This window comes from Chryseobacterium sp. StRB126, from assembly GCF_000829375.1.
In the GTDB taxonomy this organism is placed as follows: Bacteria; Bacteroidota; Bacteroidia; order Flavobacteriales; family Weeksellaceae; genus Chryseobacterium.
This window is the reverse complement of the sequence record NZ_AP014624.1, coordinates 3,905,679-3,932,392: the sequence shown is the minus strand read 5'-3', so window position 1 is coordinate 3,932,392 and position 26,714 is coordinate 3,905,679. Positions and strand designations below refer to the sequence as shown.

The following is a 26,714-nucleotide window of genomic DNA, read 5'->3' as shown; positions in this document are numbered from 1 at the left end:
TTTTCAGAATCAGTTATCATTTTAATGCAATATTATGATTACCACAATGTCTGTACAAGTCTAGTACAGGAATAATTCGGAAAATTTCATATGCTGTTTAATCTATTTTACAATTTTTGAATACTGTAAATCAATGTGTTGTGTTTTTTTAAAATATTTCTGTATAATAAAGAAAAATAGTAAGTAGGTATTTGTATTTTTGGAAAGTATATTTCATTAAATTTGTACAAATGATAATCGAAAACAGGGTGTGCTATAGGAAAAAATCAATATGATGGGGGTTTGTGATGTATTGAAACTAAAAAATGAATTACTATGAATTTTTTAATAATAAAAGCATATTAATATATATATGATAGTTGCTAAACTTCTTTTTTATTCTAATATAAATGTTGGTATCGCTGTTGTTTTTACCCTATTAAATTCTCACTCTAAAAGCTAATCCCTATTCCCTAATGAAAAAAATCTATTTATTTTTTATTCTTTTTGCCTTTTACTCAGCATTTGCCCAAAATGTAAAAAAGGAGGGCTCTGAACCTATCACAAAAGATGTGATTATTAAGAAACTGAAATACATCAAAGCAAATGGTGATTCTATAGATTTAAAACAACAGGAAAGCATGTTGCTTCAATTAAAGGCAGTGTCAGAAAAACTAAAGTTTGAAAATGGGATCTTATTAAGTGGTAATTATTTGATAGGTGCATATAGTATGCAGGATAAAAATAAGGAGATTGTTGAATTGGGTAATGAACTTAAAAAAATAATTCAAAATAAGAAGGAAGATCCCACGGGAGTCATATCCGGTATATATAGGAGTAATGCATTGGCTTTAATGTATATAGGTCTTGATACTGCCAGTAAAAAGGATGTAGAAATAGCCGTCAGATTTGCAAAGACGATAAAGAATCCAGACAGAAAATACCTAAGATTGACTCAATGCTATATGGATCTACATTCTTACTATATTAGTATGGATCATCAATTCCAAAAGAAAAGATACAAGGATTCAACAGTGTACTATCTTAATAAAGCTTTGGAAGTGGGTCTGAAAATAAAAGATAATAACGGAGAAATATCTAATCAGATTAAATATACCGAAGTCATATTTACCTATACCCGTTTAGGTATGTTTTATCTGGAGCATTCTGATGAAAAAGGTAATCTGGAATTGGCAGAAAAAAAATCTTCTGAAAGCAGAAAAACTTCAGGAGGAAACGAAGGCTTTGCCTATCCGCCCACAAACTACGCTTTTGAATCAACTGAGCTGGCTGTATATGGAAAAAAAGGAATATCAAAAGTCCATTGACTATGCCAATCGTTCATTACAATTGGAAAAGCAGCAAAGGCGGCCATCTTCAAGAGTGGAGTCTTTTGAGTTTTTAGCTACCTGTTATATGGAAATTGGTGAAAAAGAGAAGTCTAAATATTATATGAGAGAATATACTAATCTTAAGGATAGTATAACCACTGCGGGTAGGACAAATGCTGATACTACGATAAAGAAAATGGTTGCAGAGGTAGACAAAGGACACAAGGAGAATTCTAAAAAACAACTGATTATCACCAGTGTTATGGTCCTTATTGCTATAATAGTAAGCATTATCCTTTGGAGAAGGAAAAAAAGAATCATTCACAAGAAATATGAGGAATTGATTACTAAGATCAATGAGGAAACAAAAGAAGTGAGGGAAGCAGAGGTATTGCCCAATCTTAAAAATGATGAAACCAAATCATCCATTGTCATTACTGATGAAACAGTAAAAGCTCTGTTAATTAAACTTGAAAAATTTGAGAAATCAGAGAAATATCTTCGAAAGGATATGAGCCTTACCTGGATGTCCAATCATCTCAATACCAATCCAAAATACCTTTCAGAGGTTATTAAGATTTACAGAGAAAGTAATTTTACCAGTTATATCAACGAGCTACGGATTAACTACATCATCAGGAAGCTTTATGAAAATCCAATATATAGAGAATACAAGATCGCTTATTTGGCAGAAGAATGTGGATATACAACTCCCAAAGTATTTGTAAATGCTTTCAAAAAAGAAACAGGTTTCACACCTTCTTACTTTGTGGAGCAATTGAAAGTTTCTGCATAAATTTTCAATCCTTTACAGCTCAATTCTGAAGAGCCCTTTCAGTCCTTTTATGTTTTTTGACTGTCGGGATCGTGAAAAATACCAATTCAATATAAAATATCATTTTATGGCTAAAAAATTACTTTTGCAAATATCTCGGTTTGTTTGGAAAAGTAGTAATCCGTTTTTTCGAAGATTGTACTCTACTTTTATCTGTTTGTTGTTTTTCTTTTCTTTTTCCTTCGTAAATGGTGCAGTAATTTCATGCCCCGGAAATGAAAATATAGACCAATTAATAGATCAGGCAACCTCTCTTAATAACAACGGGAAAAGTAAAGAGGCTCTAGCACTGTTTCAAAAAGCAAATGATCTTGCTAAGGCTGAGGGATGTGAAAAAGGAGAACTGGAGGCAATAAAAAATATAATGTTGATTTATTCCCAAGATTATGACTATCAAAAGGCTTTGGAAATCTCAGACAGAGTCAGAGATTTGGCAGTGAACCAGAAAGATTATAAAACATTATCTATTTTATACAATAAAAGAGCAATATTACATGAGAACCTAGGCTTATACGATGTGAGCTTAAAGGAATATGAAACTGCTCTGAAATATGCAAAACTGATTCTTGAAACAAATCAAAGGTATTATCAGACTTCTTTGGTCTATTACAACATGGCACCGTATTACCAGGGGCGATCGGATGAAAAAGTCTTGTACTCTTTGGAAAAAAGCAGAGAAGAAATTTTAAAAGTAAGTGATAAGAGTAAAGATGTTCCTTTAGAGCAGAAGATTGATATGCTGATATCCGTAAATATGAATCTGGGGATTCATTACAGGGACTCCAGAAATAAAGGAAGGGATGTTAAACGGTCTGAATTCTATTTTATGGAAGCTTTAAAGCAGCTTGATATTATTAAAGGAGAAGTAAATCCAGAGACAAAAATAGATTTGTATCAGGCACTCCAGGAGTTTTATCAAATGAAAAAAGATTATCAAAAAGCAATAGAATATGGAGAGAGTATGCTGGCTTTGGAGAAGTCTAACAGCATGCCTTATAATCGGAGAGTAGGATATATGGTATTGGCGAAATCTTATCTGGGGATTGGGGATAGCCCAACATCTCAAAAATATCTTGATCTTTTTTCAAAATTGAATGACAGTATCAATTCCATAGAAAAAGAAGCCGTAGAAGTTCCTGTAAAAAAGATCATTTCGGAAACTAAAATCAACGGAGAGAAAAAGGTAAATATAATTGTTTTTATTTCTATTATTATCCTCAGTCTTATCACCGGAGGAATGCTGATCTATCGAAGAAGAAGCAATAAGATTATTCATAAAAAATATAAAGATCTGATTGAGAAAATAAGTCAGGAAAATGAAGGAAATCAAATAGAACCAGTAGTAGAGAGAAATAATGATATAAAATCTTCTATTACCATTACAGATGAAACCGTAAAAGGCTTACTTCTTAAGCTTGAAAAATTTGAAGCCTCAGAAAAATATCTACGGAAGGATTTGAGTCTTACCTGGATGGCCAATAGTCTTACTACCAATCCCAAGTATCTTTCGGAGGTCATAAAGATCTACAAAAATCATAATTTCACCAGTTATATCAATGAGCTTCGTATTAACTATATCATTAAAATGCTCTACACCAACCCAATTTACAGAGAGTACAAGATTGCCTATCTTGCAGAAGAGTGTGGATATGCCACTCCACGAGTATTTGTGAATGCTTTTAAAAAAGAAAAAGGATTCACTCCTTCCTATTTCGTAGAACAATTAAAAACATCTGTACAGGTTTAAATTCTGATTTCAAAGAGGATACAACAAAGATTGTATTTCCATATTGCTTTGTTTTAAGGGTAAGCAGTGTATGTTATTGATTTTAAGCTTTTTTATATTGTTTTTTTTCTTGAAAATATTATCCTTTGAAGTCAAATAGTCATCATTTTTATTGAATTGTTTTTTTTAAAAAAAATTAAGTATCATTTCGATTTGGAATTTGATTAATTTGCATCAAAAACTAAATCATTATGTCCGGACAGAACAGTCTAGATTTTCATAAGAAAATCACCCTTGCAGGATCCCTGATCGCCATAGGAATTGTATTCGGTGATATTGGGACCTCTCCATTATATACACTCAATGCTGTTTTTCACAATAAGATCATCACAGAAGCCATTGCACTTGGTAGCTTGAGTTGTATTTTCTGGACTCTGGTTTTCCAGACTACGATAAAATATGTCATCATTACGCTACAGGCTGACAATAAAGGAGAAGGTGGAATCTTTTCTCTTTACGCACTGGTACGGCGGTTTAGCGGAAAGTGGCTGGTATTTATTGCGATGGCTGGCGGTGCTTTCTTAATGGCGGACGGAATCATCACGCCGCCTATTTCTGTTTCTTCAGCAGTAGAAGGAGTCCAGGCTGTAGTTCCTGGTTTAAATACCGTTCCGGTTATCATCGGAATTTTAGTGTTACTCTTTATTTTTCAACAGTTTGGAACAGATAAAATAGGGAAGGTTTTTGGCCCGGCAATGATTATCTGGTTTGGATTCATTGGTACCATAGGTGTGATGGCAATAGGGGACAACTGGGAAGTTTTCAGAGCTTTAAACCCTTATTACGCCTATCAGATGCTGGTGAATGAACCTAAAGGATTCTGGTTTCTGGGAAGTATTTTTCTATGTACAACCGGAGCAGAGGCTTTATACAGTGATATGGGACATTGTGGAAGAAATAACATCAGAATCACCTGGATTTTTATAAAAGTTGCTCTTATTCTTTGTTATGCAGGCCAAACAACATGGCTTTTAAACCATGTGGGAGAAGAAGTGGGAAGCTTAAGCCCTTTTTACCATATTGTTCCGAAATCAATTTTCTGGTTAGCCTTATGTATTGCAACATTAGCCACCATTATTGCTTCTCAGGCACTGATAAGTGGCTGTTTTACATTGATTAATGAGGCGATACGCCTCAATATATGGCCCAAACACATGGTGCTTTTCCCAAGTAATGTGAAAGGGCAGCTTTATATTCCTGCTATCAACTGGTTTCTGATGTGCGGATGTGTGGGAATGGTACTTTATTTTAAGGAAAGTACCAAAATGGAAGCAGCATTTGGACTGAGTGTGACCCTTACTATGTTGATGAGTACCATCTTAATCAATGCCTATCTTCGTATAAAAAGAGTCCCTTTTATATTGAATATCTTAATTACAGGGATTTTTTTAGCCATTGAATTAAGTTTTTTAGCAGCTAATCTTCAAAAAGTGAAAGAAGGCGGGTGGATTACCCTGTTGCTTGGTTTCTCATTATTTGCCGTTATGTATATCTGGTGGCGGGGAAGAAAGATCAAATCGGATATTCTGTCTTTTGTGAAATTTTCAGATTATCTTCCATTGTTAGCCAAACTAAGTACAGATGAAAAACTTCCGAAATATGCTACCAATCTGGTTTATCTTACCACTTCGGACTCTGAAAAAAGAATTGAAAAAACGCTGATGGATTCAATCCTAAAATTCGGGCTTCCAAAACGTGCCGATATCTATTGGTTTGTGCATGTTAATATTCTGGACGAGCCTTATGCTCAAAAATATTCTGTAGAAACCATTATCAGAAATGATGTGTATTATGTTCAGTTTGATCTCGGATTTCGTGAAGACCCAAGAATTGGATACTATTTCAAACAGGTTGTTAATGACATGATCGAAAATCATGAAGTAGATGTTGAAGACTCTCTGGAACAAGCTTATCAACAGAATAAAATAGGTGATTTTAAATTTATGATTATGGATAGCTTTCTTTCTTATGATAACAGAATGCCATTCTGGAAGAATTTTGTGATGAAAGGATATTATAACCTACGTTATCTTTCTGTAAAAGATTATATCAATTTCGGACTGGATAAAAGCCATATTGAAACAGAGCAATATCCATTAGTGGTGGTTCCGTTTGCAGAGAATAAACTTGAGCGGAAACGGTAAAGGATACTGTTATATTAGACAGATTCAATATTATTTTGAACCATGGCTATAAGGTAGGCTCGGGCAAAAATCGAAGATTTTTGCCCGAGCCTTTTATCATGTTCTCAATGAAACAATTCATTACCTTATTTTAATTCTAAACATTAATATGCTTCACACACCTACTCTTTATGAGGCATAAAAGCAATGGCGTCAACTTCTATCATCATGCCATCCAGTGCTAATCCTGGTACAGGAATTAAAGTACTTGCTGGAAACTTATTGTTTTTCCATACTTTATGCATTTCTTCTGTCCATATCTTGAGTCTCTCCTGATTGTGATCAACAATGAGTACTGTAATTTTCAGAACATCATCAGGCTTCAAATCATATTCTTTAAGCACTGTTTCTAAGTTTCGCAGAGCGAATTGAACTTGTTGTCTAAAATCTTCAGAGAGGTTATGATGTAAGTCTTCACCGCCACTTTGTCCGGATATAAATACATAGTTTCCGTTACCTACGCTGCTTGCTGCATGTGAAAAAGCAAAAGGAGTAGGGTCAAATAGAGTTTCCGGGTTCTTATATGCGATACTTGTCATATTTTTTTGTTTGTTGGTTTTATCATTGTTAGTTTGTAAACAGCTTGAAAATAACAATATAAAAATAAATGAAGCCAGAAGAAGCTTTCCTTTATATATGATATTTTTAAAATGAATCATGATTGGTAAGGTTTACATTGATGAAGCAAAGGTAACCTCAATCATTTTTCAAAACGTTTACATATGTTGAGAGAATTCAATATATAATTCATAAGGTGATTGCTTTCTCAACAGATATAAAGATAAAGCAATAGAGACAATCAGTCATTTATACAGTTCTCCGATGAGGCAGACGATAGTAAAGCCTGAAAATTTGTGTAGATGATGCTTGAGTCAGCACGTTTAGTTTCGAATTTAGCCAAATTTACATAGGGAATTCCTAAATTACTAGGATAAAACTAAAATGGCCATAGAGATAACACCAATAGATTTAAATAAATCTAAATCAGGATTTTATTACAATAATACACAGGCATTGATTGATCAATATTTGTTGGGAGATCATTCTTTAGAGACAGTTAGTGCATTAATAAAAGAACTTATAGACGACGAACTTCCATTTTTTACAGAAGAGGAATTTCCTTATACAGAATTAACCAGATGTGATTATACTGTTATTTCTGAAGATACTTTTAATCAACTGCAACATAATAAAATATTACCTTCTATGTTGAACTATTCTTCGGCTATGTATGTAAATTTTAAATATGAAAATAATGAGTTTATACATCCGGAGGGTGAACAAAATTATTTACATTCAAATATGCCATGCATGGTTTATTTCCAAAATAACATCGTTACATTTTTTATTCTTGATGAAGATGGCGATGCTTATTTTTCATACTCTTTGAGTGATGATGATTTAAAATAACTATTTACGATTACATTAAACAATTAAAATAATAACATGCTGAATATAAAACGAGAATTTAATTACTCTATATGCTACTTTGATTCTACATATGAAGATTCAGTTATTCTATCCAATTATGGAAAAGACTTTGGGCATGGGAAGATAAAAGATATTTTTGGAATAAGCTTAGGATGGGGAGGAGTACAAATATTCTTTTTACCAAAAACTGAAAATGTGCAAGATTTTTGGTCTCCTATAGCGAATTATGATCTTAATCAACAAGCAGAAGATATATATAAAGAAATACTATTCCTAGAGTCTTACATAGTTATACCTTGCAATGAATGGGCAGGACAAGTGAAAATTATAGAACCTGATATTAAAAATTCTTTAATTCAGCCTAAAAAAGAAATGATATTTAAATCTAAAAGTTTTATTTTTTTTATTAGCGAACAGGAATATGAAATTTATAAACAAGAAGTAAAAGAAATACAGGAACTAAATACTTTAGAAGAAGAAAAAGAATATTTAATTATAAGTCATACCCGAACAGAGGATCTGGAAAAGCGTATGAAGATTCCTGTATTCATAAAAGAGAAGATTATTCCTTGCTTTGATAAGCATGATCTCCACTCTATAGAAAGAATAAAGGATGAAAACGATAATATTGTTTTTGGTGGATTTTAATACATTTGTTACAATAATTTAATTTTTTACAAGGGATTAAGTTACCTGCAATATGAAAAATTATAGAAAAGAGTTTAATTATATCATATATTATTCAGATAGTACAAATGACCAAGATGATTTGCATTTTTATGCAGAAGAATTTGGGCCGGAAAAAATGCAAGGTATTTTCAAGCTAACTTTAGGCCTTCATTTTCCAGAAATTTTATTCTTGCCAGGAATTGAAAATATTAATACATATTGGCCTCCTTATATAGATTATCGTTTGATACAATCCGCTGAAGATATATGCAAAGCATTACTTCTTACGGAGTCTTATATTGTTTTGCCTTGCAATGAATGGGCAGGGCAAGTAAGAATATTAGAACCTGAAATTAAAAACCCGATTCCTTCAGATCCAGAAACTTATTATGGATATAAAAGTACCATCTTTTTTATTAGCGAAGAAGAATATAAAAACTATAAACAAGAAGCAAAAAAAATAGAGGATTTAAATGACTTAGAAGAACATAGAGGATATGAAACTATGAGTAAAACCCGGACAGAAGATTTGGAAAAATATATGAAATTACCTGTTTTTATAAAAGAAAAAATACTCCCTTATTTTGATGATCGTGATTTGTATGATATTAGCCGAAAAAAAGATGAAGAAGGTAATATTATTTTTACCCAAACTATAGGAAATAAATAAAAGTATGTCATGTTTCTTTTTTTTTAAATCTTTTTTGATCCTATTGTTATTTTAAATTAAGGAAAATTTTTCCGAACAAATAACTCTATTCGGCCATGAAGTAGTTTACTACGGACATCTATGATTTATTACCTGAATATAACATAAAAGTATAAAGCATTTGAGGAAATACAGGTAGCATTGGACGATACCTAATTTAATAGATATCTGGAAAGCAAAAATGAAACAGAATAACTCAGGCTACTTTCTGAAATTGAAACCCTACTGCCCCAGATTCCTTATTTTTTCGTAGTTTGACCTTTTAAATAGAACAATCACATTGTATATATTATATGAAAAAGAATTTTATCAATCAAAATGGAGTCTCTGATAAGTTTTGGAATATTGAGTACAAGGGAAATACACAAAAAATAATATTTGGAAAAACGGGAACCAAGGGGCGGGAAACCATTAAAGAATTTGTAGATGAAGCGGAGTGCATCCAAGAGTCTGAAAAACTGATCGGACAAAAAATCAAAAAAGGATATACTGAAATATCTGAAAATGATGAGATTCCACAGAAAACAGAACTTTCCGAAGCTGAAAAAGCAGATATTTATTTCTGGGAAGCCATAGAAAAATCCAATAAATACAAAAAAGCCCATTGGAGTGAATATGATATTGATGAACATCTGGAGAATCTCACGACCTATCTTTCCAGATTCGGAAAAGAAAGACTGATCCTTTTTGAAAAGACTCTTCAGGAAAAGCTGAGTGAACTCTATACTGCTGAAATTGCTGAACTCTCCATAATTCTTGAATGTGATTTCACCTCTGAAAACGGCAGCTATATTTTTGATGATTACCTTTCTGATGACGGATTTATTTATTTCCGTTGCTGGCTGCTCTTGAAAGGCAGAGAATTTTTTGAAGATATTAAAAAAGATATCCAGGCATTTGTCAGTGGCAAATATAGTTTCAATATTGGCGACTGCTGGGCAGAAGGATTGTTGTATGTATCTGATGAGGCATATTCGGAAAATCATGACAATGAGGATGAATCAGAAATAAGAGATGCCGTCAACGATCTTTATCCAGACCATCATTATGATAGCATGGATCGTCAGATGAACCGGGAACCCATAGGTGGTGCTGATTTACAGAAAATGTACCCCCAATTGGTAGGAGAAATCAGTGAACTGAGAAATACATAAAATCTGTTAATCTTTATTTCTAACGTTAAATGATCTTTTTAAACAATAAAAAACGGCACATATCTAAGATGTTTGCCGTTTTTTATGAAATAGCCTTTGCCATCATAGATAGTAGAAATTTGATAATTGAAAAAACAAATTTTTATTGATTTTTTTTAATGTGGTAATATCTGTATAGAGATGAAATTACTGTTGTTTTTTTATTCAGCTATTTCATGATCCATAATAAAAATATACTTTTGCATTCGACAATATAAGATCATAACGGATACTGTTGTCAATTAAAAAACTAAAACTAAAACCTGAAAACTAATTAAACCATGAACACACTCATTGTACGAATTCATCATAACTCATTGTTTTCAACAATGTAATCTTACTAAGAACTCACAGTGTCTTTAGCATCAAGTTGTATTTTATCAATATGACTATACGATTATTTTTTCAGATCAAAAAAAAGATACCAAAATATAGGAGGTATCTTGCTATTGATTTGGAGAAAAGTAATGCTTTTGGAACTATTTAAGCAGGTTAAAAATCAAAGAATTTAATAATAAACCAATCAATTTTTATACGATCATGACAAAAAAACTACTAATCATTGCCTTCGCAGGCTTATCAAGTACTATGGCTTTTGCAGCCGATTTATATGTTAGAAACGGGGGAACCGGTGGGGCTTATTCTACCGTAAGTGCAGCCATCACAGCCGCTTCAGATGGAGATAGAATCATCATTCAGCCTAAAACGAACGGTGCTGCCTATGTTGAAAATCTTATCATCAACAAATCGTTAACCTTTGTTTCTGAAACCAATTATAGTAAATATTTTATTCAGGGAACCATTACCATTAATCCGGCAGCGGGAAGAGTAGTAACCATACATAATTTAAGTTCAGGGAATTATAGCATTTACAATGTAGTAGCAAGCGGAGCTACAACAGGGGGAAGAACTACCATCAACCTTTATAATTGCTATTTAAATAAGGTTCTTACCAACCAGGTCAATACAACTACCAATATTTCCGGATCTACAGTGTTGGGGACGATTAATATTTCTCACGGAAGAGTGACGGCTAATAAAGCACAGTCAATTTCAGCTGACGCTACCGCGGTCGATACTAGTCCTGCAACGTCAGATATTGAGGTGTATGGTAATGCTACAAGTCTTGGAATATCGTATGCGCAATCCAGCTATAATTTTAAATTCTATAATAATTTTTGCCGTGGTGTATTTGTGTATGCTATTAAAGCGGGCAGTACCAACGAAATTATTAATAATACAATCTATGATCCTTTTGGTGGTGATATAGCACCATTTTCCATTAACCTAAATAATGGAAGTACCGGAAATATTTCCATTATGAATAATGCAGCATCTTTTGTGGTGGGAGCAACCAATGTTTGTATTAGTAATAACAATAATGCTACAGTGACTGCAAGCTACAACGTATTTACCAATCCATTTGTTACACAGGGAAATATTACCCAAAGTAACAATTCAGGGGGTGTCAATATGAATTTCAGCGATACAGCATTCACTGTAACCGGGATGAATGTAAATGCAGGAAACCCCGATGTAAACTATACAGACTTAGACTTAACCAGAAATGATGCAGGACACTATGGAGGTTCTAACAGCTGGGCTAATTATTGGCCTGCAAATGCTGATAATAAGCCTCAGGTAAACTATTTGTTAACTCCAAGAACTATTAGTGGTGGTACTTTGAATATCAATGGATCTGGTTTTTCTAAATAATTTCTAATGATATAACAATATGAAAAATTATATCTATAGTATAATCGCTTTGCTTATGGTAATACTGTGCCCGGCACAAGTATTTGTAAGCCAGGCCGAATATTTCTGGGATACCGATCCCGGAACAGGAAACGGAACCGCGGTATTAGCTGCGGATGGAAGTTTCAACAGTGTTTTCGAGCAACTTATTAAAACAGATATTGCTACACCAGGTAATGGTCTGCATAAATTCTCTGTCCGTATTAAAGATAATACAGGTGTTTGGGGACCAGTTTTTACTAATGTTATTGACGTTCAGCAGCCTGTAACATCAAATGTGATTTCTCTTTCACAGGCCGAATATTTTTGGGATACTGATCCTGGAGCAGGAAATGGTACTGCGGTATTGGCTGCGGACGGAAGTTTCAACAGTGTTTTTGAACAACTGATCAAAACAGACATTGTTACACCAGGTAATGGTTTGCACAAATTCTCTGTCCGTATCAAAGATAATACAGGGGTTTGGGGACCAGCTTTTAGCAATATTATTGATGTTCAGCAACCTGTAACGTCAAATGTGATTTCTCTTTCACAGGCCGAGTATTTTTGGGATACTGATCCTGGAGCAGGAAACGGTACTCCGGTATTAGCTGTGGATGGTAATTTTAACAGTAGCTATGAACAGCTAACCAAAACAGGTATTGCTTTACCTTCTAATGGTTTGCATGTATTTAACGTCCGTATCAAAGATAATACGGGAGCTTGGGGGCCTGCTTTTAAAAATGTTATTAATGTAGAAACTCCAATACCTACAGGTTGTTGGCAAAGTTTGAGTGCAGGAGGTGAATATTCATTAGGAATAAAAACAGATGGAACACTATGGGCATGGGGTAATAACCAGAATGGACAATTGGGAGATGGAACCTCAATTTCAACAAATGTTCCTGTTCAAATCGGAACAGCAAATAATTGGGTGAAAATAGCTGCTGGAAGTTCTCATGCTTTAGCGATTAAAGCAGATGGAACTTTATGGGCTTGGGGTAAAAATGAGTATGGCCAATTAGGGGATGGAACTAAAATGAATAGATTTACTCCAACTCAGATAGGAACAGGAACAAACTGGCAAAGTATTAGTGCTGGAGTTTATTCTTCAATTGCGATCAAAACAGATGGTACGCTTTGGGGCTGGGGACATAATTATTATGGGCAGTTGGGAGATGGAACAATCTCACCTAAAACTGTCCCAACACAAATAGGAACAGCAACGAATTGGCAAAACGTACAAACAGGTTTATCACATACTCTTGCTATTAAAACAAATGGCACCCTTTGGGCATGGGGATATAATAGTACCGGTCAGCTAGGTGATGGGACTACATTAGAGAAATACGCTCCAACACAAATTGGGGCAGATACGGATTGGCAAAGTATAGATGTTGGGAATATGCACTCTGTAGCACTTAAAACAGACGGAACCCTTTGGGCATGGGGTTATAATGCTTCTGGACAGGTAGGTGATGGAACCAATGTGTATAAAAATATTCCTACACAAATCGGAACAGCGTCCAACTGGCAAAATATATCTGCTGGAGGTAATTTTACTTTTGCAAATAAAACAGATGGTACTCTTTGGAGCTGGGGATCAGCTGTAAATGGAACATTAGGACAAATTCCAGGATCCCAATCCCCTGTACAAGTAGGTTCTTTGTCAGCAAGTAAATTGATCGCTGCGGGGACTTATCATGTTCTGGAAACAAATACAAGTGGTGCTTTAAGAGTTTGTGGACGAAATGCTTCTGGAGAATTAGGAGACGGAACAATTGCTCATAAAAGTACCTTTATTTCTATTGAATGTCCTTCAAACTGTGCTCCTCCAACACAATTTTCAACCACTAATATTACCTCTTCAGCAGCTACTATTAATTGGATAGGATCAACGCCAGCTCCCAATGGAGGATATTTGTATTTTTATAGTACAAATCCAATTGTTGGAGGTATAGATGGATCCACTACTTCTTCTACGACGGTCAATTTATCTAATTTATTACCTAATACCACTTATTATTGGTGGGTGGCTTCTCATTGTGGAACCAGTAGAGGAAGCTGGATATCCGGAGGGTCCTTCAAAACACTTCCTGCAACTTCTACGGGATGCTGGAAAACAGTGTTAGCAGGAGATATTCATTCAGTAGGAATCAAGACGGATGGAACATTATGGACTTGGGGAGGTAACAATTCTGGCCAGCTAGGAGATGGAACCAGAATCGATAGAGTTACTCCAAACCAAATTGGTACTGACAAAGACTGGGCAATTATTGGTACTGGAGAAAACACAACATTCGCCATAAAATCAAACGGAACTCTTTGGGCCTGGGGAACAAATTCAGAGGGAGAATTTGGTGATGGCACTAAAATTAGTAAAATTGTTCCAACACAAATAGGAACTGCAACAGATTGGGTAAGTGTTACAGGTGGTTTTGTTCATACCGTAGCTTTAAAGTCTAACGGGACCCTTTGGGCTTGGGGGAATAATAGTGATGGTCAGCTGGGAGATGGAACTACCGTTTCAAAAATAATCCCAACACAAGTTGGAACAGACAATAACTGGCAGAGTGTTGTCAGTGGACAGTATCATAATATTGCAATCAAAACAGATGGAACATTGTGGACTTGGGGACTTAATGATAAAAGCCAGCTGGGAGATGGAACCAAAATAAATAGAAATATTCCGGTACAAATAGGTACTGCAACTGATTGGAAAAGTGCTGGCGGAGGATGGCGCCATACTGTTGCATTAAAAACAAATGGAACACTATGGGCATGGGGACTGAATGATAGTGGACAATTGGGAGATGGAACTAATACCAGTAGAAGCACTCCAATCCAAATAGGAACGGCTACTGATTGGAGGACTATTACGGCAGACAAATCTCAATCTTCAGCAGGAATTAAAACAGATGGTACCTTTTGGGCATGGGGTGATAATTACTTTGGACAATTAGGTGATGGAACTAAAGTTGATAAATGGAGCCCAACTCAAATAGGAACAGCTACTGACAGAAATATCATTTCAGCAAAGAGACTTAATCGACTTATTCTAAGTAATGATGGACTTCTATCAGCCTGTGGTGCCAATTTCTTTGGCCAGCTAGGAGATGGTACATTGATTGACAGAAAGATTTTTATTCCCGTTGCTTGTCCTACAACTTGCAACCCTCCAGGCCAACTGCAGTCTTCTAATATTACTTCTACAACAGCTGCCCTTAGCTGGACGGGAGCAGATCCTATTCCTAGTGGTGGCTATTCATATCTTTATAGTACAAACCCAGTTGTTGGGGGAATAGAGGGAAATACATCTAATACGACAGCCAATCTGACCAATTTACTGCCTAATACCACTTACTATTGGTGGGTGGCATCTAGTTGTGGATACAGCCAGGCTAATTGGATACAGGGTGGTTCTTTTACTACACTTCCTACCACTGCAACAGGTTGTTGGGAGAGTGTGAGTTCAGGTTCTTTCTATTCGGTAGGAATAAAATCAGATGGTACATTATGGACATGGGGATCTAATGGCAGTGGTCAGCTGGGTGACGGAACTACAGTTCCCAAAAATACCCCAACACAAATCGGACCTGGAAATAATTGGCTGAAAGTATCTGCGGGAGATAGTCATATTGCAGCCCTCAAAACAGATGGGACGTTATGGACATGGGGAGATAATCAGCAAGGGCAATTAGGTAATGGAACTACAGTTCTAAAAAATACCCCAACACAAATAGGAACGGCAACGGATTGGGTAAACATTTCTGGTGGAGATTCTTTTACATTAGGAATAAAGTCAGATGGTACACTATGGGCTTGGGGATATAACGGAAATGGTCAATTAGGAGATGGTACCACCATTCGTAGAACTGTGCCTGTACAAGTTGGAACAGCAAATGATTGGAAAATGGTCTCAGCAGGTTCTGCGCATACTCTTGCCATCAAAGCAAATGGAACACTATGGGGTTGGGGAAGCAACGGTTATGGACGATTAGGTGATGGAAATTCAACTTCAACTTCAGTTGTAATATCAACTCCTACTCAAATCGGAACTGCTGCAGATTGGAAAACAGCGAGTGCAGGAAATTTTCACTCTATAGCCCTAAAAACAGATGGAACGGCATGGAGCTGGGGAGATAATTTTGAAGGACAATTAGGTGATGGAACTACAATCCTAAAGAGTACTCCAACACAAATTGGAACTGCAACAGACTGGAAGGATGTAGCTACTAACCATTTTAATTCTTCTGTAGGAATTAAAGCAAATGGAACCCATTGGGCATGGGGTAGAAATACTTATGGACAGTTGGGTGATGGGACTAAAATAGCCAGACTTATCCCAACTCAGATTGGAAAAGCTACTGATAGAAAGATGATTGGTGCAGGGCCATATACAACATTTGCTATAGATAACAATGGATTTTTATCAGCCACTGGTCGTAATGATTATGGACAGATAGGAGACGGAACAATTGTTGATAAACCAATTTTTGTCCCTATTGTATGTCCTACAAGTACTTTAGCGGTTGCAGAAGTTTCAGCAAAAGAAGATAAGCTGAAAGTCTATCCAAACCCGGTGCAGGATATTCTTACAATCTCTTATGATCAAAAGATTCTTTTTGTAATGGTTTACAATGCAGCAGGACAGCTGGTTCTTACAAAAGCAATTAATGATACAAAAGGAACAATAGATGCTTCCGGATTCGTATCAGGGGTTTATTTGGTTAAAATAAATGCTGTTAATGACTTTGTAAAAACAGTAAAAGTTATCAAGCGATAAATTCAACGATTAGGAGTGTTGAGGTTTTAAACCTTGGTAACCTTAATCTTTTCTGAATAGATAGCGTCACTTATTTTTAAGTGGCGCTATTTTTTATAGATCCTTGTATTTGTATAAATTGTATATTTAATCTTTAAAATCACAGAATGAACAAGGTTGATACTCTGAAAAAATATATCGAAACTGAAAGTTTTGAAGAACTGAATGCACTTAATAATCAACATATCTTTTGGGTAGATTGGCGGGAAGAAGATGATGCCATTGTAGAATATTGCGAAAAATGCCTTCAAACAGATGCTTTAAAGGCTGAAATGGCCTACAGCGGCGAGGATATTTTCCTTACGATCCAATACAAAGACCAGACTTTTAGAGAGAAAGTTATTGACCGGGATCCTACATTGATCTTCTTAAATAGAGTATTGCAGCCTGACTATGAAATCAGATTCTGCAAGGGGAGCGATGGTTCTGATACATTAGCCTTTTTACCATTATCAAAAGAAGAATGGGAAGAATTAGAAAGGAATCACGGCAAAGAAAAATTGGATCGTTTATTTGAAGTCATTCATCAGGATACCCAGATGTTCAGTAAAGAATGGGATTTTGAGTTTGAATAGTATAGTCTACCAAATAATTTCCGAGTAACAATTCATTACAATTTTAAAACCATGAAAAAAATACTATTCATTGGTCTTCTTTTATTTAGCTTTTCTATTATAAGTGCACAAACTTTAGAGTCAGGAAGCCGTAGTACAACAGGTTATATCAAACCGGATGGAACTATTGAAAACAGCAGTCATTCTACAGTTGGTTATATTAGGTCGGACGGAACTATTGAAAATAAGAACCATTCAACAATCGGTTACATCAAAAGTGATGGAACTATAGAAAACAAAAGTCGTTCTACAGTTGGCTACGTTAAAAAAGACGGTACTATAGAAAATAGCAGTCGTTCAACCCTTGGTTACATTAAAGATGATGGAACAGTGGAAAATAGCAGCCGAAGTACCATTGGCTATGCTAAAGGCATCAAAAAAGAATGGGCGGCGGTAGTGTATTTCTTTTTTAAGTTAGATTAAAAATGAATTCCATAAACTGCTGAAATAAATATTCTCAATTTAAATATGGAAATTATCCATAAGGAGAGTGAATTATCATCATTCGACCAGGATGACTTTTTTATTTGAATGAAATAGCATTGAATAATCTTGATTGATTAGCCGATACTTTGATACCTGCAATTGGTAATAATTGCATCACTATTTTAAACATATAGCACAATGAAAGCGATAAACATGAAACATGATATTTCTTATCATCTTGAGAACGATCGTTTCCTACTTTATTTAGACATCACCAACCACAGCGGGGGAGAAAGACGGTTTTACTTCTCCAATGATACCGGAAGATTAGCCAGGAATGGGATAAGGCTCTTCAATACCAATGATGAGGAAATAGCAGTATATGGAAGATCTTTTATTTCACCTTCATATAATGCTGAGCAGGTTCCTGAAAATATACTGCCTCCCAATGAGATGCAGCGGTTCGAATTCCCCGCCAGGCTTGAAGAAGAAGACGGTGAGCTGGTCTTATCCTTCAAAGGAATCTCATTCAAGATTCCTAGAGGTGAAAGATTTTATATCACCTTTGAATTTTCCGAGATAACCTCCAATAAGCTGGAAGTAATGGTCTGATTGGGAGGATTCACATTGAAAGTAACACCCTAAGTATCAGAGATCATGTTGCCGTCATAAAGGCCAGGTCTTTAGACTTGATAACGGAAGATGTTTATGCTGTAGGGTAATCTTCACTGTAAAAATAAAAATACAAAATGTCTTTCTATATTAAAAATATAACCCGGTGTTCTCTTTGTGAAAAATTGATCGCCAATTTCAAAGAATCTCTACTGTTACCTTACCTGGCGGATCCGGATTCACCACTTGCTTCTTTTGTGAGAAACTATGTTCACCGCACGTGCTTTGATGCCTGGGAGGAGCATGATAACTTTGTTCAAGGTTCATTTGAGCTGGAAGAGAGAATGATAGAAAAAGGATACTATGAGAAGGTAATTCTATATGACCGGTATTGTATAATTGACTATAAAAAACAGGAAGATGTTTACCACATCATAGATTGTTATTCAATATTAGAAATAAGGATTACTATTGGACAGGCGAGAAAGCTAGGTGCTTTTTTTGAAAAAATAAAAACGGGTGAACATCCTCGACTGGAGGTTGAAACGTTGGTATTCACTGTAAAAGATAAGGATGTCCTGGTTGCTGATCATGATGAGGGTAGAATGAAAGATGAAATTAAAATACCTCACTCCCGAATCAATGACTATATCTTCATTCTCAATTATATTAAGCGGTATAATGAAAGCCATGACCTGTTATATCATTATAATGAAGAAGGATACGAAGGGTATGATCTGAGTGAAGTACAGCTTCTTGAGGAAAAGAATGCTGACAGGATAGAAGGACTGAAAGCGCTTCTTCATAGTTATGATCGGTATATTGCTTATCAGGCCATGCTTATTTTAGTGTCATGGGCCATACCGGAGGGATTTGAAACGCTTGATCGGTTCATGACTGAAAAATGGGAAGAGAAAGAAGATTTTGAACCCCACAGACTTTATGGTGAAGACAATGTATTTGATGTAATGGCAAATGCTTTACATATTGCGACCTTTAATGGGAAAACCGAGCAGGAATTATATCCTTATATCAAAAGATTTTTAGATCTATATGGTGAGAAGTTCTTTGAATCCAACCTCAAGATGTTTCTGTTGAAGGCAGATTGCAGACCAATTTTCAGAGAAATAGAACAGGCCATGAAAAGCGCTTTACAACATGAAAGGTATTATCAGGCCAGTCAGTTATTTCCGGTCCTTGTTCATTATGACAGGAATACCTTCAATGAATATAAGGATGTTTTTATCCCCTTAATAAGCTTTGATAACCGAATTACTTGCAATATGGAAGAAGCAGGAAAAATAGGGGGAAAGGATTAAAATCACTTAAAATTCCAACCTGCAAAAAAATAAATTTACTTAAAAGATGAATGAGAAAGATACCATAGAATCGGTTTTATTTTATCACTTTGAAATAGACATTATAGACAATAAGGAAGATTACTCCTTAATAAGAGTGGTAACCTATAAAAATAGAGGCCAACAAGGCGAAGAATACTATAACGGAGAATGGCATTCTTACAAGGGTGCATTTAGCTACTATCCGGATCCAACGCCGGGAGAGTTTATAGATGAAGCCAGAGCAAAGGAAATCATGAAAATAATCGATCAGGAAATAATATGATCTGGACAATGATAACGGCTAAAGTTATTTTCCTGATGTAGTGATAATAAAGTATAAAAAGAAAAGAAGTGAAAAAATGAGTTATTTTGATGAAACATTAATCCTGTTAAAAGAAAAAAAAGATCCTAAATCATTTATGATGGAATTTAATGAAAAATTAAGATCCATAGACGTTTTATTGAGAAGATATGGATCTGTGGTTGTTATTTTTCATGATACCCGAAATGAAGAAGAAAAAGAATATATTGAACTGGATGAACCCGTGATAGATGAGTATGTAATAGATTTGCTTTGTTCCTGGAAAGGGTTAGGGTTTCTTTCTTACAGGCATCCTGATTTTAAACTTGGATTGGGAATCAGTTATTTAACATGGGATGATGAGCATATTGATGGCCTTCTGATTTCCTTTGCAGGAAAAGATGTGATGTTTGAAGGTGCTGATAAACAGAAAGAACTTATCTTAAAAATATCTCAATGTATAGACTATGAATACATTGTAGGAGATGTTGGCGATACTTCTGAAAAATATATCAGTATGGAAGGAAGTTTAGAGAAAATAAAAGAACATATAATGAATAATTCTTTTACTATTGACAGCAGAACCTGGTGATTCGATTTTTTGACACTGTCCCATTAAGGGTGTAAGTTAAAAAGATTTGGGCAGTTGAGGGGGATAAGGTTCTCTTTATTCCTCTTTATCCCATGGTTCGTAATACCAAAGTCCTTCTAAAAACAGCATATATCTTCCTGGCTGATATTCCCCATAGGAAAACAGGTAGATCAATTCATTTCTTATCAGATAATAAACTTCTAATCCTTCTTCAGATAGGTACTTTTCATTAAAACTGTTGATCAGATTAAAGTTACCTTCCTTAATAACGGTATAATAGGTTTCATCATCTATTGATTTTTGTAATGCTCTTAGCGGATTATTATATAAATCAGTTAAAGTAATGATTTGATTTTTAATTTCAAAAACTTCTTTTAAACATTTTTCTTCATCACCATCAAATAATTTTTGTCGGGCAATTTCAGCTTTTTTAACCATATTGTATAAGTTTGCAGGTAGATTATTGATTGTTTTCTTTCGGAATGATATTTCCATGAGGGTCAATGGTATACTTTTCATAAAAGCTTTTAATGGTTTCTGGTTTTCCGGTAAAAGGATCTATTCCATATCGTAATACATATTGATCTGCATTGTCAGGTTCCCCCATATTACCCATGAAACGTGGAGTGGGGTCTGCATCATACTTATCCCACCATTCTTTTTCTTTCCTTTTTTCCTCTTCAGACATCATGGCTTTTCTTTTTGCTTCCTTCTCATTCCATACTTTCCAATTATACCGTGCAATTTGTCCTTTATGATCTTCCGATAACCAATCATATATGGCTCTTCTTGTCTCACCGTCTTTTTGATAGAGCATGATTTTCTGTAATAATTTGTCATCAAAGATTTCGGGTAAATTGCTGAAGTTTACATAAGGAAGTTGAGCATTTCGCTCTTTTCTATATTTTCCGGCTTCTTCAGAAGTTCTAAAAACAATGTACTGTTCCTGCTGCTGCGGGGTGAGTATGGTAAATACCTCATCAAAAATAATATTGTTTAAATCTTCAATATTGAGCAGTAATTTTAGATTGAACTCAGGTAGTTCATTTTTAAAAGGGGTAAAGTCGTATATGGCGAAAATCATATTTTAAATCATTATTTTAACATTGAATTTTTCAGCTGATCAATATGGGTAATATTCATATGATTGTTAATCTTCACAGGATAATTGGTATTAAATTGAGCTCCTTTAAAGGTAACGGCACTAAACTTACAATCCATAAAGCTTAAACTGTCTAATTCCACCGAATCAAAAGTTGTATCTGAAATAGAGCAGTTTCCAAAATAAGCCCAACCTAGTTTTACTGTATTGAATGTACAAAATGTTATGGAAACATCGTAAAATTCAGCTTTTGTTATTTCATTTTCTAAAAACGTACAATTGATGAACTGGCACTGGTGAAACTCACTTTTCCGCAAAGAAGAACTTTCAAAATTTACAGAAGAAAAAATGCAGTTGAAGAATGCACTGCCAGCTAAATTGAGATGACTGAGAGTAGTGGATATAAACTGGGTGTTACAAAATATAGCGGTATTTAAATCCTCATCTTTGAACACGATCGTATTGAATTCCTCATCTTTTATATCCGGTTGTTTTCCTCCGGCTTTGTTGAGCCATTTTTTATGAAGTTGTATTTTGGTCTCTATACTTTCCATAAGTGTTTAGGTTGATTTGGCTTGGTTTCTGATGACTGGCAGATGGTCAGTTCTAATCATCTCCTGTGAGAAGGGTTGGAGTAAGAAATACAGTAATTATTTTTATCAGGCTGACAGCAGCTGTTTTTGTATCTTTTTTTGTGCACTAACACTCATTGTAGAGAACAGCATCGAAGTTGCTGCTATAATTGATGTTGAGTTTTTCATGTTTTTTTTGCAATGTTAGATAAATTTATGATATAAATAAGGAAATAAGGATAAAAACTTTATAGAAAGAGCTTGTGTAAAGTAAAAATTATATTTCTATATTTAGCTTTTCCATCATAAGCGAGAAATAAAACAGGTTATTTTAAAACCTACCGGTTGTGATCTGGAATAAAAATACCCATAGAGCTTAGGCTGATTGGGTTGTGCATTATTAAAACAAAGACCATGACAAACCATGATGAAATTATAAAAATCATTTTAAACCAGGACATTAAATCTTTAAAAGTGTGGATTGATAAAGGAGGAATACAAAAACTATAATTCCTGGTTATGAAGAAAGTTTAATACAATATATCATAGATGAAACTGACGACAGAGACGAGGATATTGATGTAGAAATGATAGATATTTTGATAGAGAATGGGGCGGATGTTAATTATTTTGATGAAGAATATTATGCGCCAGTTTTTCAGACCATCTACTTAAATAAACCTAAAGTCCTGAAGTTAATTCTGGAAAAAGGAGCAAATGTACCTCTTGTTGGGGAAGAGAGAGATACGCCTTTAACAAGGGCTGCTTTAGATAACAATCTGGAGATCATAAGATTAATCCTGCCTTATTCAAATAATGATTTTATTAATAGATCGGGAACCTTTCACGCAAAAACACCTCTAGGATTGGCCTTTCATTATGGAAATTTAGAAATGATAGAACTACTGTTGCAATACAAGGCTGACCCTTTTGTAAATGATGGAGAAGGGTATTTAACCATTGAAAATATTCCGAAAGAAACTGATGAGAATCTGAAAAAGGAGATTTTTGATCTTATAGAAAAATATAAGCATCATTGATGGATCAAGATCCTTCACTGCGCATTCCCGCCTTTGAGTCGATGCATAAAATAATTCTTTTAAGTGACTCAGAAGGCGAGAGACTTAGGAGAGCAGAGGGTAGATAAGGTGCGTACTGCCTATAAATCCAATCTGTTTGTGTTGAAATTTCCTAGTCTTTTTGTAATCCATACTTTTTCGGCTTGTTTTTGGGTTAATCCGGTAAACAGGCTGGCTAGCTTTAATACTTCCTCTTTATCAAAAAAAATGCCTGATATAGCAAACCAAGGTTCACCATTTAAGAGATTAATTTTTAAGCGAAAATATTTTTCTTTTCCTTCTCTTTTGGTTATGCCATCTGTTATTCTGGCACAGGGAATTATAGTTACCTGTACGTAATCTGATGTTTCCATATATTTTCTCATGATAGCATGGCTGCCTGAATTTGATATCAAATCTTTTGGGTGTTCATGATCAGCAGTGTTGGCAAATATTTCCCATACTTCACCATTTTCCGAATGATATTCTCTCCATTCTTTTCTCATATGTAATAATTTTAATAGTCTAAGTGTATATTATCTGTATGTTTTTTCTTTAATAGTCTAAGTGTATATTATCTGTATGTTTTTTCCATGCATTATCAAGAACTTTTTCCTGCAATGATGGAATACCGGATGATAAATACAAAAGTCGTTTTCCCAAGCTAGAAGGTCTTAGCTGATTAGATCTATGATACTCTTAGGAATATAATCCGTTGGATTTCCATATCTTCCATTCCATGTTTCATCTGGTAAATATGTTTCTGCTTCGATGTAGTCAAATGCACTGATGAATATTTTTTTATCAAAATCTATAAAAAATGTAATTGCAGAATATTCTTCTGTGAAATTTTCAATCATGCTTTTTACTTCAGGTATTGAAATCTGATCTTCAGAAATAGATATGAAAAACGGATCTATTTTATCATCAGTTATATTGAATGCCCCATTTCTGAAATTTTGACGGGAAATATCCTGTAATATGGAGGGGCTGTATTGGGCATAATTTAATATCCACCATGCAATAGGCATGAGGTAGAATTGATATTCATCTTTATGTTTGATGCAGCCTGGGATATAATTTTCATCCAGTCTTTGTTGTATACTTTTCATATCATTAAATTGATAACTGTTTAACTTTCTAATTTTCCTTACAGGAGTGTTTCTTTTATTTAGCTGCTGGCAAAGTCTCCTGACTTTGAGCCGATGCATAAAATAATTCTTTTAAGTGGCTCCGAAGTCGGAAGACTTCGGAGAGTAGAGGAGGAGTCTCTTTTCAAATTCTTTCATAATTTCTTCTGCCAATGAGGCATTAAAAAATTCATCTATCTCAAATCGTTTTTTATCTATCGCATTTAAAAGTTTGAAAAGTTCCGCTAAGTATCTGGTATTACTTATAGAAATAGATCAGGATAATCAACCAGGCCTTCTAAAAATTCTGTAAAAGAAGGAGCCAATAATGCTAATTCTGCCTCTGAGTAATAAATAAAAATATTTCCATATTCTTTTTCATCCAGCGACATTGCTAAATAACCCGTTTCTGTATAACCAATGCTAAGATATTTCGGAGGCAAATAGTCTTTTTGCTCAACAAGAGAAGTCCCATATTTAATAGATTTAAAACCGGACAAGAGTATGCCCTCATCAGGCTCTCCAAAATAAAGGTCATAGCTCAGTGGAGATCCACCATTATATTTCAACATATGTTCTTTATAATCCTGAGGTAAAGATATCCCGGTTTTAACTTCAAATTCATGTAATTCATCTGAGGTAATGAGCTTATTTTCTATTTCAAAATCAATCATATGTTGTATTTCTATGTTAAAGTTCTTTTATGAATGCTGTGGAATAACAAAAGAATTGATTCTATTTTTTTTATTAAACTCTTCAAGAAACTTTGTATATACTTTTAATTGTTCTGGATTAAAAACATTTGTTGTTTCTTTATTTTCTATGATTGACATTGCCCAACAATAAGGAGGAGTATCTATGAACTGGCTAATATTTTTATACTGTCCACTGGCAGGTAAAGTATTTAATTTACCAATAAGTGTAGTATTGATCAAATTATTCTCAAGAGGCTTTCCTAAAAAATCTGTAACCAGACTGCAGACAAATTCATAATATTTTCCTCTTAAAAACAGACTTTTACCACCTTCATTATCATTGAAAATATAGGTTTTCTCATTTATTTCTTCTATAATAAATGTAACAAAATCATTTGCTGTACGGTACTTAGTATGCCATTTTTTATAATCTTCATTGGTTTTGTTTTTTATTAAATGATTATGGGTCCTTCTGTTTTCGATGATGCAGATTGCCCAGTAAAAAGGCATTTCGCTTGTTATATAATAGATATCATCGTAATCTTCAAGGGTATTTAAGACATTCAGAAAATGGGTATGAAAATCATTATCAGGTAATGGCTCTTCAAAAAAGTCTGTAATTAAGTCAGATATGTATTTATAATACTTTCCCCTAAGGAATTGACAGTCATTATTATATTCATCTTTGTATGCGTATATTTCTTTCATTTATGTTATTGGCTGGGTTCAAATTACTTTTGAAATGTCAGTGAAAGAACTTCATTTGTTCCTGAGAGTAGAAATTATCTGCAAAATCAAATAGTTTTTCTGCTAAGGTTTTCATTCCGCTATTATTTTCAGATGTGCTGTGAATATTTTTGTATAGAGATAATAATTCATGAAATGTAGGAATGTCTTCTTCTTCCATGAGACTTATTTTTTCCTGATTTATAAATTGAAAAACATCCCAAAAACTTTTCTTTAAAAGAGGAGTAATCGGGTATTTTTCAATAGGTGCTATTTTATTCACTAAAAATTGTTCAGGATGCTTTATAAGCCACGCACAATACAAATGATTCTCATTGAACAGTAAAGAAATATGTTCTGTTATTTGTAACTCTGTACATTGATTTTGACTCTTTAAAAAAATAGCTCCATATCCTAACAGAATGTTGCTTGAGGGTACACAATACCTATACTCAAATGGTTCCAGATCGAATGATGATGGTTGTACCAGTTTAGGAATGCCCACTATCTTTTTTGCATTCATTATCAAATCGAGCTTATGATCAGGTTCTTTTTCCTGTTCGCTGTAATCGAAGTAAATAGAGGTAAGCAAATGATCATTGGTATTAAATCTGAATGTATCATTATTTTCTGTAAACAGCCAGCCTTTATCGCTTCCATAAGTAGTCAATATTTCATGATCCATTTCTTTAGTACTGTTTGAGGTTGTCAGTACAATTTTCACATCATAGATTAGCATTCTGGGAATGGCAGATAATTGTTGGCCGGCAATAATTTCTATATCAACATGGTCTGTGAGTTTATACATCAGTTTATTTTTTTAGAAAGTGAACTTTTCTTCATTGTTCAAAGTCTCATAATTTTTGAGAAT

General features: G+C 34.4%; 26 protein-coding genes. 17 read left to right on the top strand and 9 right to left on the bottom strand.

From position 1 onward, the window contains the following. The first annotated feature begins 455 nt into the window (after positions 1 to 455). The 4 genes from CHSO_RS26320 (at position 456) to CHSO_RS17780 (ending at position 6,075) form a co-directional block, all read left to right on the top strand. Positions 456 to 1,307 (top strand): hypothetical protein, encoded by an 852-nt coding sequence (locus CHSO_RS26320; RefSeq protein ID WP_045498936.1) that lies wholly within the window; start codon positions 456 to 458, stop codon positions 1,305 to 1,307. After that, a complete protein-coding gene (locus tag CHSO_RS26545; protein ID WP_316932474.1) occupies positions 1,276 to 2,106 on the top strand; it encodes a helix-turn-helix domain-containing protein in 831 nt (276 codons plus the stop codon). Before CHSO_RS26320 ends, CHSO_RS26545 begins: the two co-directional genes overlap by 32 nt. A 106-nt stretch (positions 2,107 to 2,212) precedes the next feature. Beyond that, complete coding sequence (locus CHSO_RS25445) at positions 2,213 to 3,892, top strand: helix-turn-helix domain-containing protein (protein WP_171817664.1); 1,680 nt, start codon at positions 2,213 to 2,215, stop codon at positions 3,890 to 3,892. A 230-nt stretch (positions 3,893 to 4,122) separates the two neighbouring features. Continuing rightward, positions 4,123 to 6,075, top strand: a complete 1,953-nt coding sequence (locus CHSO_RS17780) for a KUP/HAK/KT family potassium transporter (RefSeq protein WP_045498931.1) — start codon at positions 4,123 to 4,125, stop codon at positions 6,073 to 6,075. A 161-nt stretch (positions 6,076 to 6,236) separates the two neighbouring features. On the opposite strand, the gene CHSO_RS17775 is transcribed toward CHSO_RS17780, so the two are convergent. Further along, on the bottom strand, positions 6,237 to 6,653 hold the full coding sequence (locus tag CHSO_RS17775; protein WP_045502855.1) for a RidA family protein: 417 nt from the start codon (positions 6,651 to 6,653) through the stop codon (positions 6,237 to 6,239). 403 nt (positions 6,654 to 7,056) lie between these two features. Between CHSO_RS17775 and CHSO_RS17770 the strand changes: the two genes are divergently transcribed. From CHSO_RS17770 to CHSO_RS17715, 12 genes are all read left to right on the top strand, one after another. Continuing rightward, positions 7,057 to 7,524, top strand: a complete 468-nt coding sequence (locus CHSO_RS17770) for a hypothetical protein (protein WP_045498927.1) — start codon at positions 7,057 to 7,059, stop codon at positions 7,522 to 7,524. Between the two features lie 36 nt (positions 7,525 to 7,560). Next, positions 7,561 to 8,193, top strand: a complete 633-nt coding sequence (locus CHSO_RS17765) for a hypothetical protein (protein ID WP_045498924.1) — start codon at positions 7,561 to 7,563, stop codon at positions 8,191 to 8,193. Positions 8,194 to 8,245: 52 nt separating this feature from the next. Continuing rightward, positions 8,246 to 8,884 carry a hypothetical protein gene (locus CHSO_RS17760; protein WP_045498921.1) on the top strand — a complete coding sequence of 213 codons (639 nt, stop codon included), beginning with the start codon at positions 8,246 to 8,248 and terminating at the stop codon, positions 8,882 to 8,884. A gap of 332 nt (positions 8,885 to 9,216) precedes the next feature. Then, positions 9,217 to 10,077, top strand: a complete 861-nt coding sequence (locus CHSO_RS17755) for a DUF4240 domain-containing protein (RefSeq protein WP_045498918.1) — start codon at positions 9,217 to 9,219, stop codon at positions 10,075 to 10,077. A 579-nt stretch (positions 10,078 to 10,656) separates the two neighbouring features. Then, positions 10,657 to 11,832: a hypothetical protein gene (locus tag CHSO_RS17750; protein WP_144428965.1), complete on the top strand. Its 1,176-nt coding sequence runs from the start codon at positions 10,657 to 10,659 to the stop codon at positions 11,830 to 11,832. A gap of 19 nt (positions 11,833 to 11,851) precedes the next feature. Beyond that, entirely contained in the window at positions 11,852 to 16,636 is a 4,785-nt protein-coding gene (locus CHSO_RS25150) for a fibronectin type III domain-containing protein (protein ID WP_084221022.1), read from the top strand. 146 nt (positions 16,637 to 16,782) lie between these two features. Further along, positions 16,783 to 17,250 carry a hypothetical protein gene (locus CHSO_RS17740; RefSeq protein WP_045498912.1) on the top strand — a complete coding sequence of 156 codons (468 nt, stop codon included), beginning with the start codon at positions 16,783 to 16,785 and terminating at the stop codon, positions 17,248 to 17,250. A gap of 51 nt (positions 17,251 to 17,301) precedes the next feature. After that, the gene (locus tag CHSO_RS17735; protein WP_045498909.1) at positions 17,302 to 17,712 is read left to right on the top strand and encodes a 5-fold beta-flower protein; all 411 of its coding nucleotides are present in this window, start codon (positions 17,302 to 17,304) and stop codon (positions 17,710 to 17,712) included. Positions 17,713 to 17,913: 201 nt separating this feature from the next. Continuing rightward, positions 17,914 to 18,327 carry a hypothetical protein gene (locus tag CHSO_RS17730; protein WP_144428964.1) on the top strand — a complete coding sequence of 138 codons (414 nt, stop codon included), beginning with the start codon at positions 17,914 to 17,916 and terminating at the stop codon, positions 18,325 to 18,327. A gap of 137 nt (positions 18,328 to 18,464) precedes the next feature. Further along, positions 18,465 to 19,646, top strand: a complete 1,182-nt coding sequence (locus CHSO_RS17725) for a hypothetical protein (protein ID WP_045498903.1) — start codon at positions 18,465 to 18,467, stop codon at positions 19,644 to 19,646. 46 nt (positions 19,647 to 19,692) lie between these two features. Next, entirely contained in the window at positions 19,693 to 19,950 is a 258-nt protein-coding gene (locus CHSO_RS17720; protein ID WP_045498901.1) for a hypothetical protein, read from the top strand. Positions 19,951 to 20,026: 76 nt separating this feature from the next. Next, positions 20,027 to 20,560: a hypothetical protein gene (locus tag CHSO_RS17715; protein WP_144428963.1), complete on the top strand. Its 534-nt coding sequence runs from the start codon at positions 20,027 to 20,029 to the stop codon at positions 20,558 to 20,560. Between the two features lie 75 nt (positions 20,561 to 20,635). Here CHSO_RS17715 and CHSO_RS17710 read toward each other — a convergent pair whose 3' ends face one another. The 3 genes from CHSO_RS17710 to CHSO_RS17700 are packed head-to-tail and all read right to left on the bottom strand — an operon-like array spanning position 20,636 to position 22,216. Next, positions 20,636 to 20,998, bottom strand: coding sequence for a hypothetical protein (locus CHSO_RS17710; protein ID WP_144428962.1), 363 nt, complete (start codon positions 20,996 to 20,998; stop codon positions 20,636 to 20,638). A gap of 22 nt (positions 20,999 to 21,020) precedes the next feature. Further along, the gene (locus CHSO_RS17705; RefSeq protein WP_045498896.1) at positions 21,021 to 21,644 is read right to left on the bottom strand and encodes a hypothetical protein; all 624 of its coding nucleotides are present in this window, start codon (positions 21,642 to 21,644) and stop codon (positions 21,021 to 21,023) included. An 11-nt stretch (positions 21,645 to 21,655) separates the two neighbouring features. Beyond that, the gene (locus tag CHSO_RS17700) at positions 21,656 to 22,216 is read right to left on the bottom strand and encodes a pentapeptide repeat-containing protein (RefSeq protein WP_045498893.1); all 561 of its coding nucleotides are present in this window, start codon (positions 22,214 to 22,216) and stop codon (positions 21,656 to 21,658) included. A gap of 605 nt (positions 22,217 to 22,821) precedes the next feature. Between CHSO_RS17700 and CHSO_RS17695 the strand changes: the two genes are divergently transcribed. After that, complete coding sequence (locus tag CHSO_RS17695; protein WP_045498890.1) at positions 22,822 to 23,274, top strand: ankyrin repeat domain-containing protein; 453 nt, start codon at positions 22,822 to 22,824, stop codon at positions 23,272 to 23,274. Positions 23,275 to 23,393: 119 nt separating this feature from the next. Here CHSO_RS17695 and CHSO_RS17690 read toward each other — a convergent pair whose 3' ends face one another. The 5 genes from CHSO_RS17690 to CHSO_RS17670 form a co-directional block, all read right to left on the bottom strand. Beyond that, complete coding sequence (locus CHSO_RS17690; protein ID WP_045498887.1) at positions 23,394 to 23,798, bottom strand: hypothetical protein; 405 nt, start codon at positions 23,796 to 23,798, stop codon at positions 23,394 to 23,396. A 168-nt stretch (positions 23,799 to 23,966) separates the two neighbouring features. Beyond that, complete coding sequence (locus tag CHSO_RS17685; RefSeq protein ID WP_045498884.1) at positions 23,967 to 24,404, bottom strand: hypothetical protein; 438 nt, start codon at positions 24,402 to 24,404, stop codon at positions 23,967 to 23,969. Positions 24,405 to 24,685: 281 nt separating this feature from the next. Continuing rightward, complete coding sequence (locus CHSO_RS25145) at positions 24,686 to 25,096, bottom strand: SMI1/KNR4 family protein (protein WP_052480643.1); 411 nt, start codon at positions 25,094 to 25,096, stop codon at positions 24,686 to 24,688. A 27-nt stretch (positions 25,097 to 25,123) separates the two neighbouring features. Beyond that, complete coding sequence (locus CHSO_RS17675; RefSeq protein WP_045498881.1) at positions 25,124 to 25,825, bottom strand: hypothetical protein; 702 nt, start codon at positions 25,823 to 25,825, stop codon at positions 25,124 to 25,126. 37 nt (positions 25,826 to 25,862) lie between these two features. Further along, entirely contained in the window at positions 25,863 to 26,651 is a 789-nt protein-coding gene (locus CHSO_RS17670; RefSeq protein WP_045498878.1) for a hypothetical protein, read from the bottom strand. Between the last annotated feature and the right edge of the window lie 63 nt (positions 26,652 to 26,714).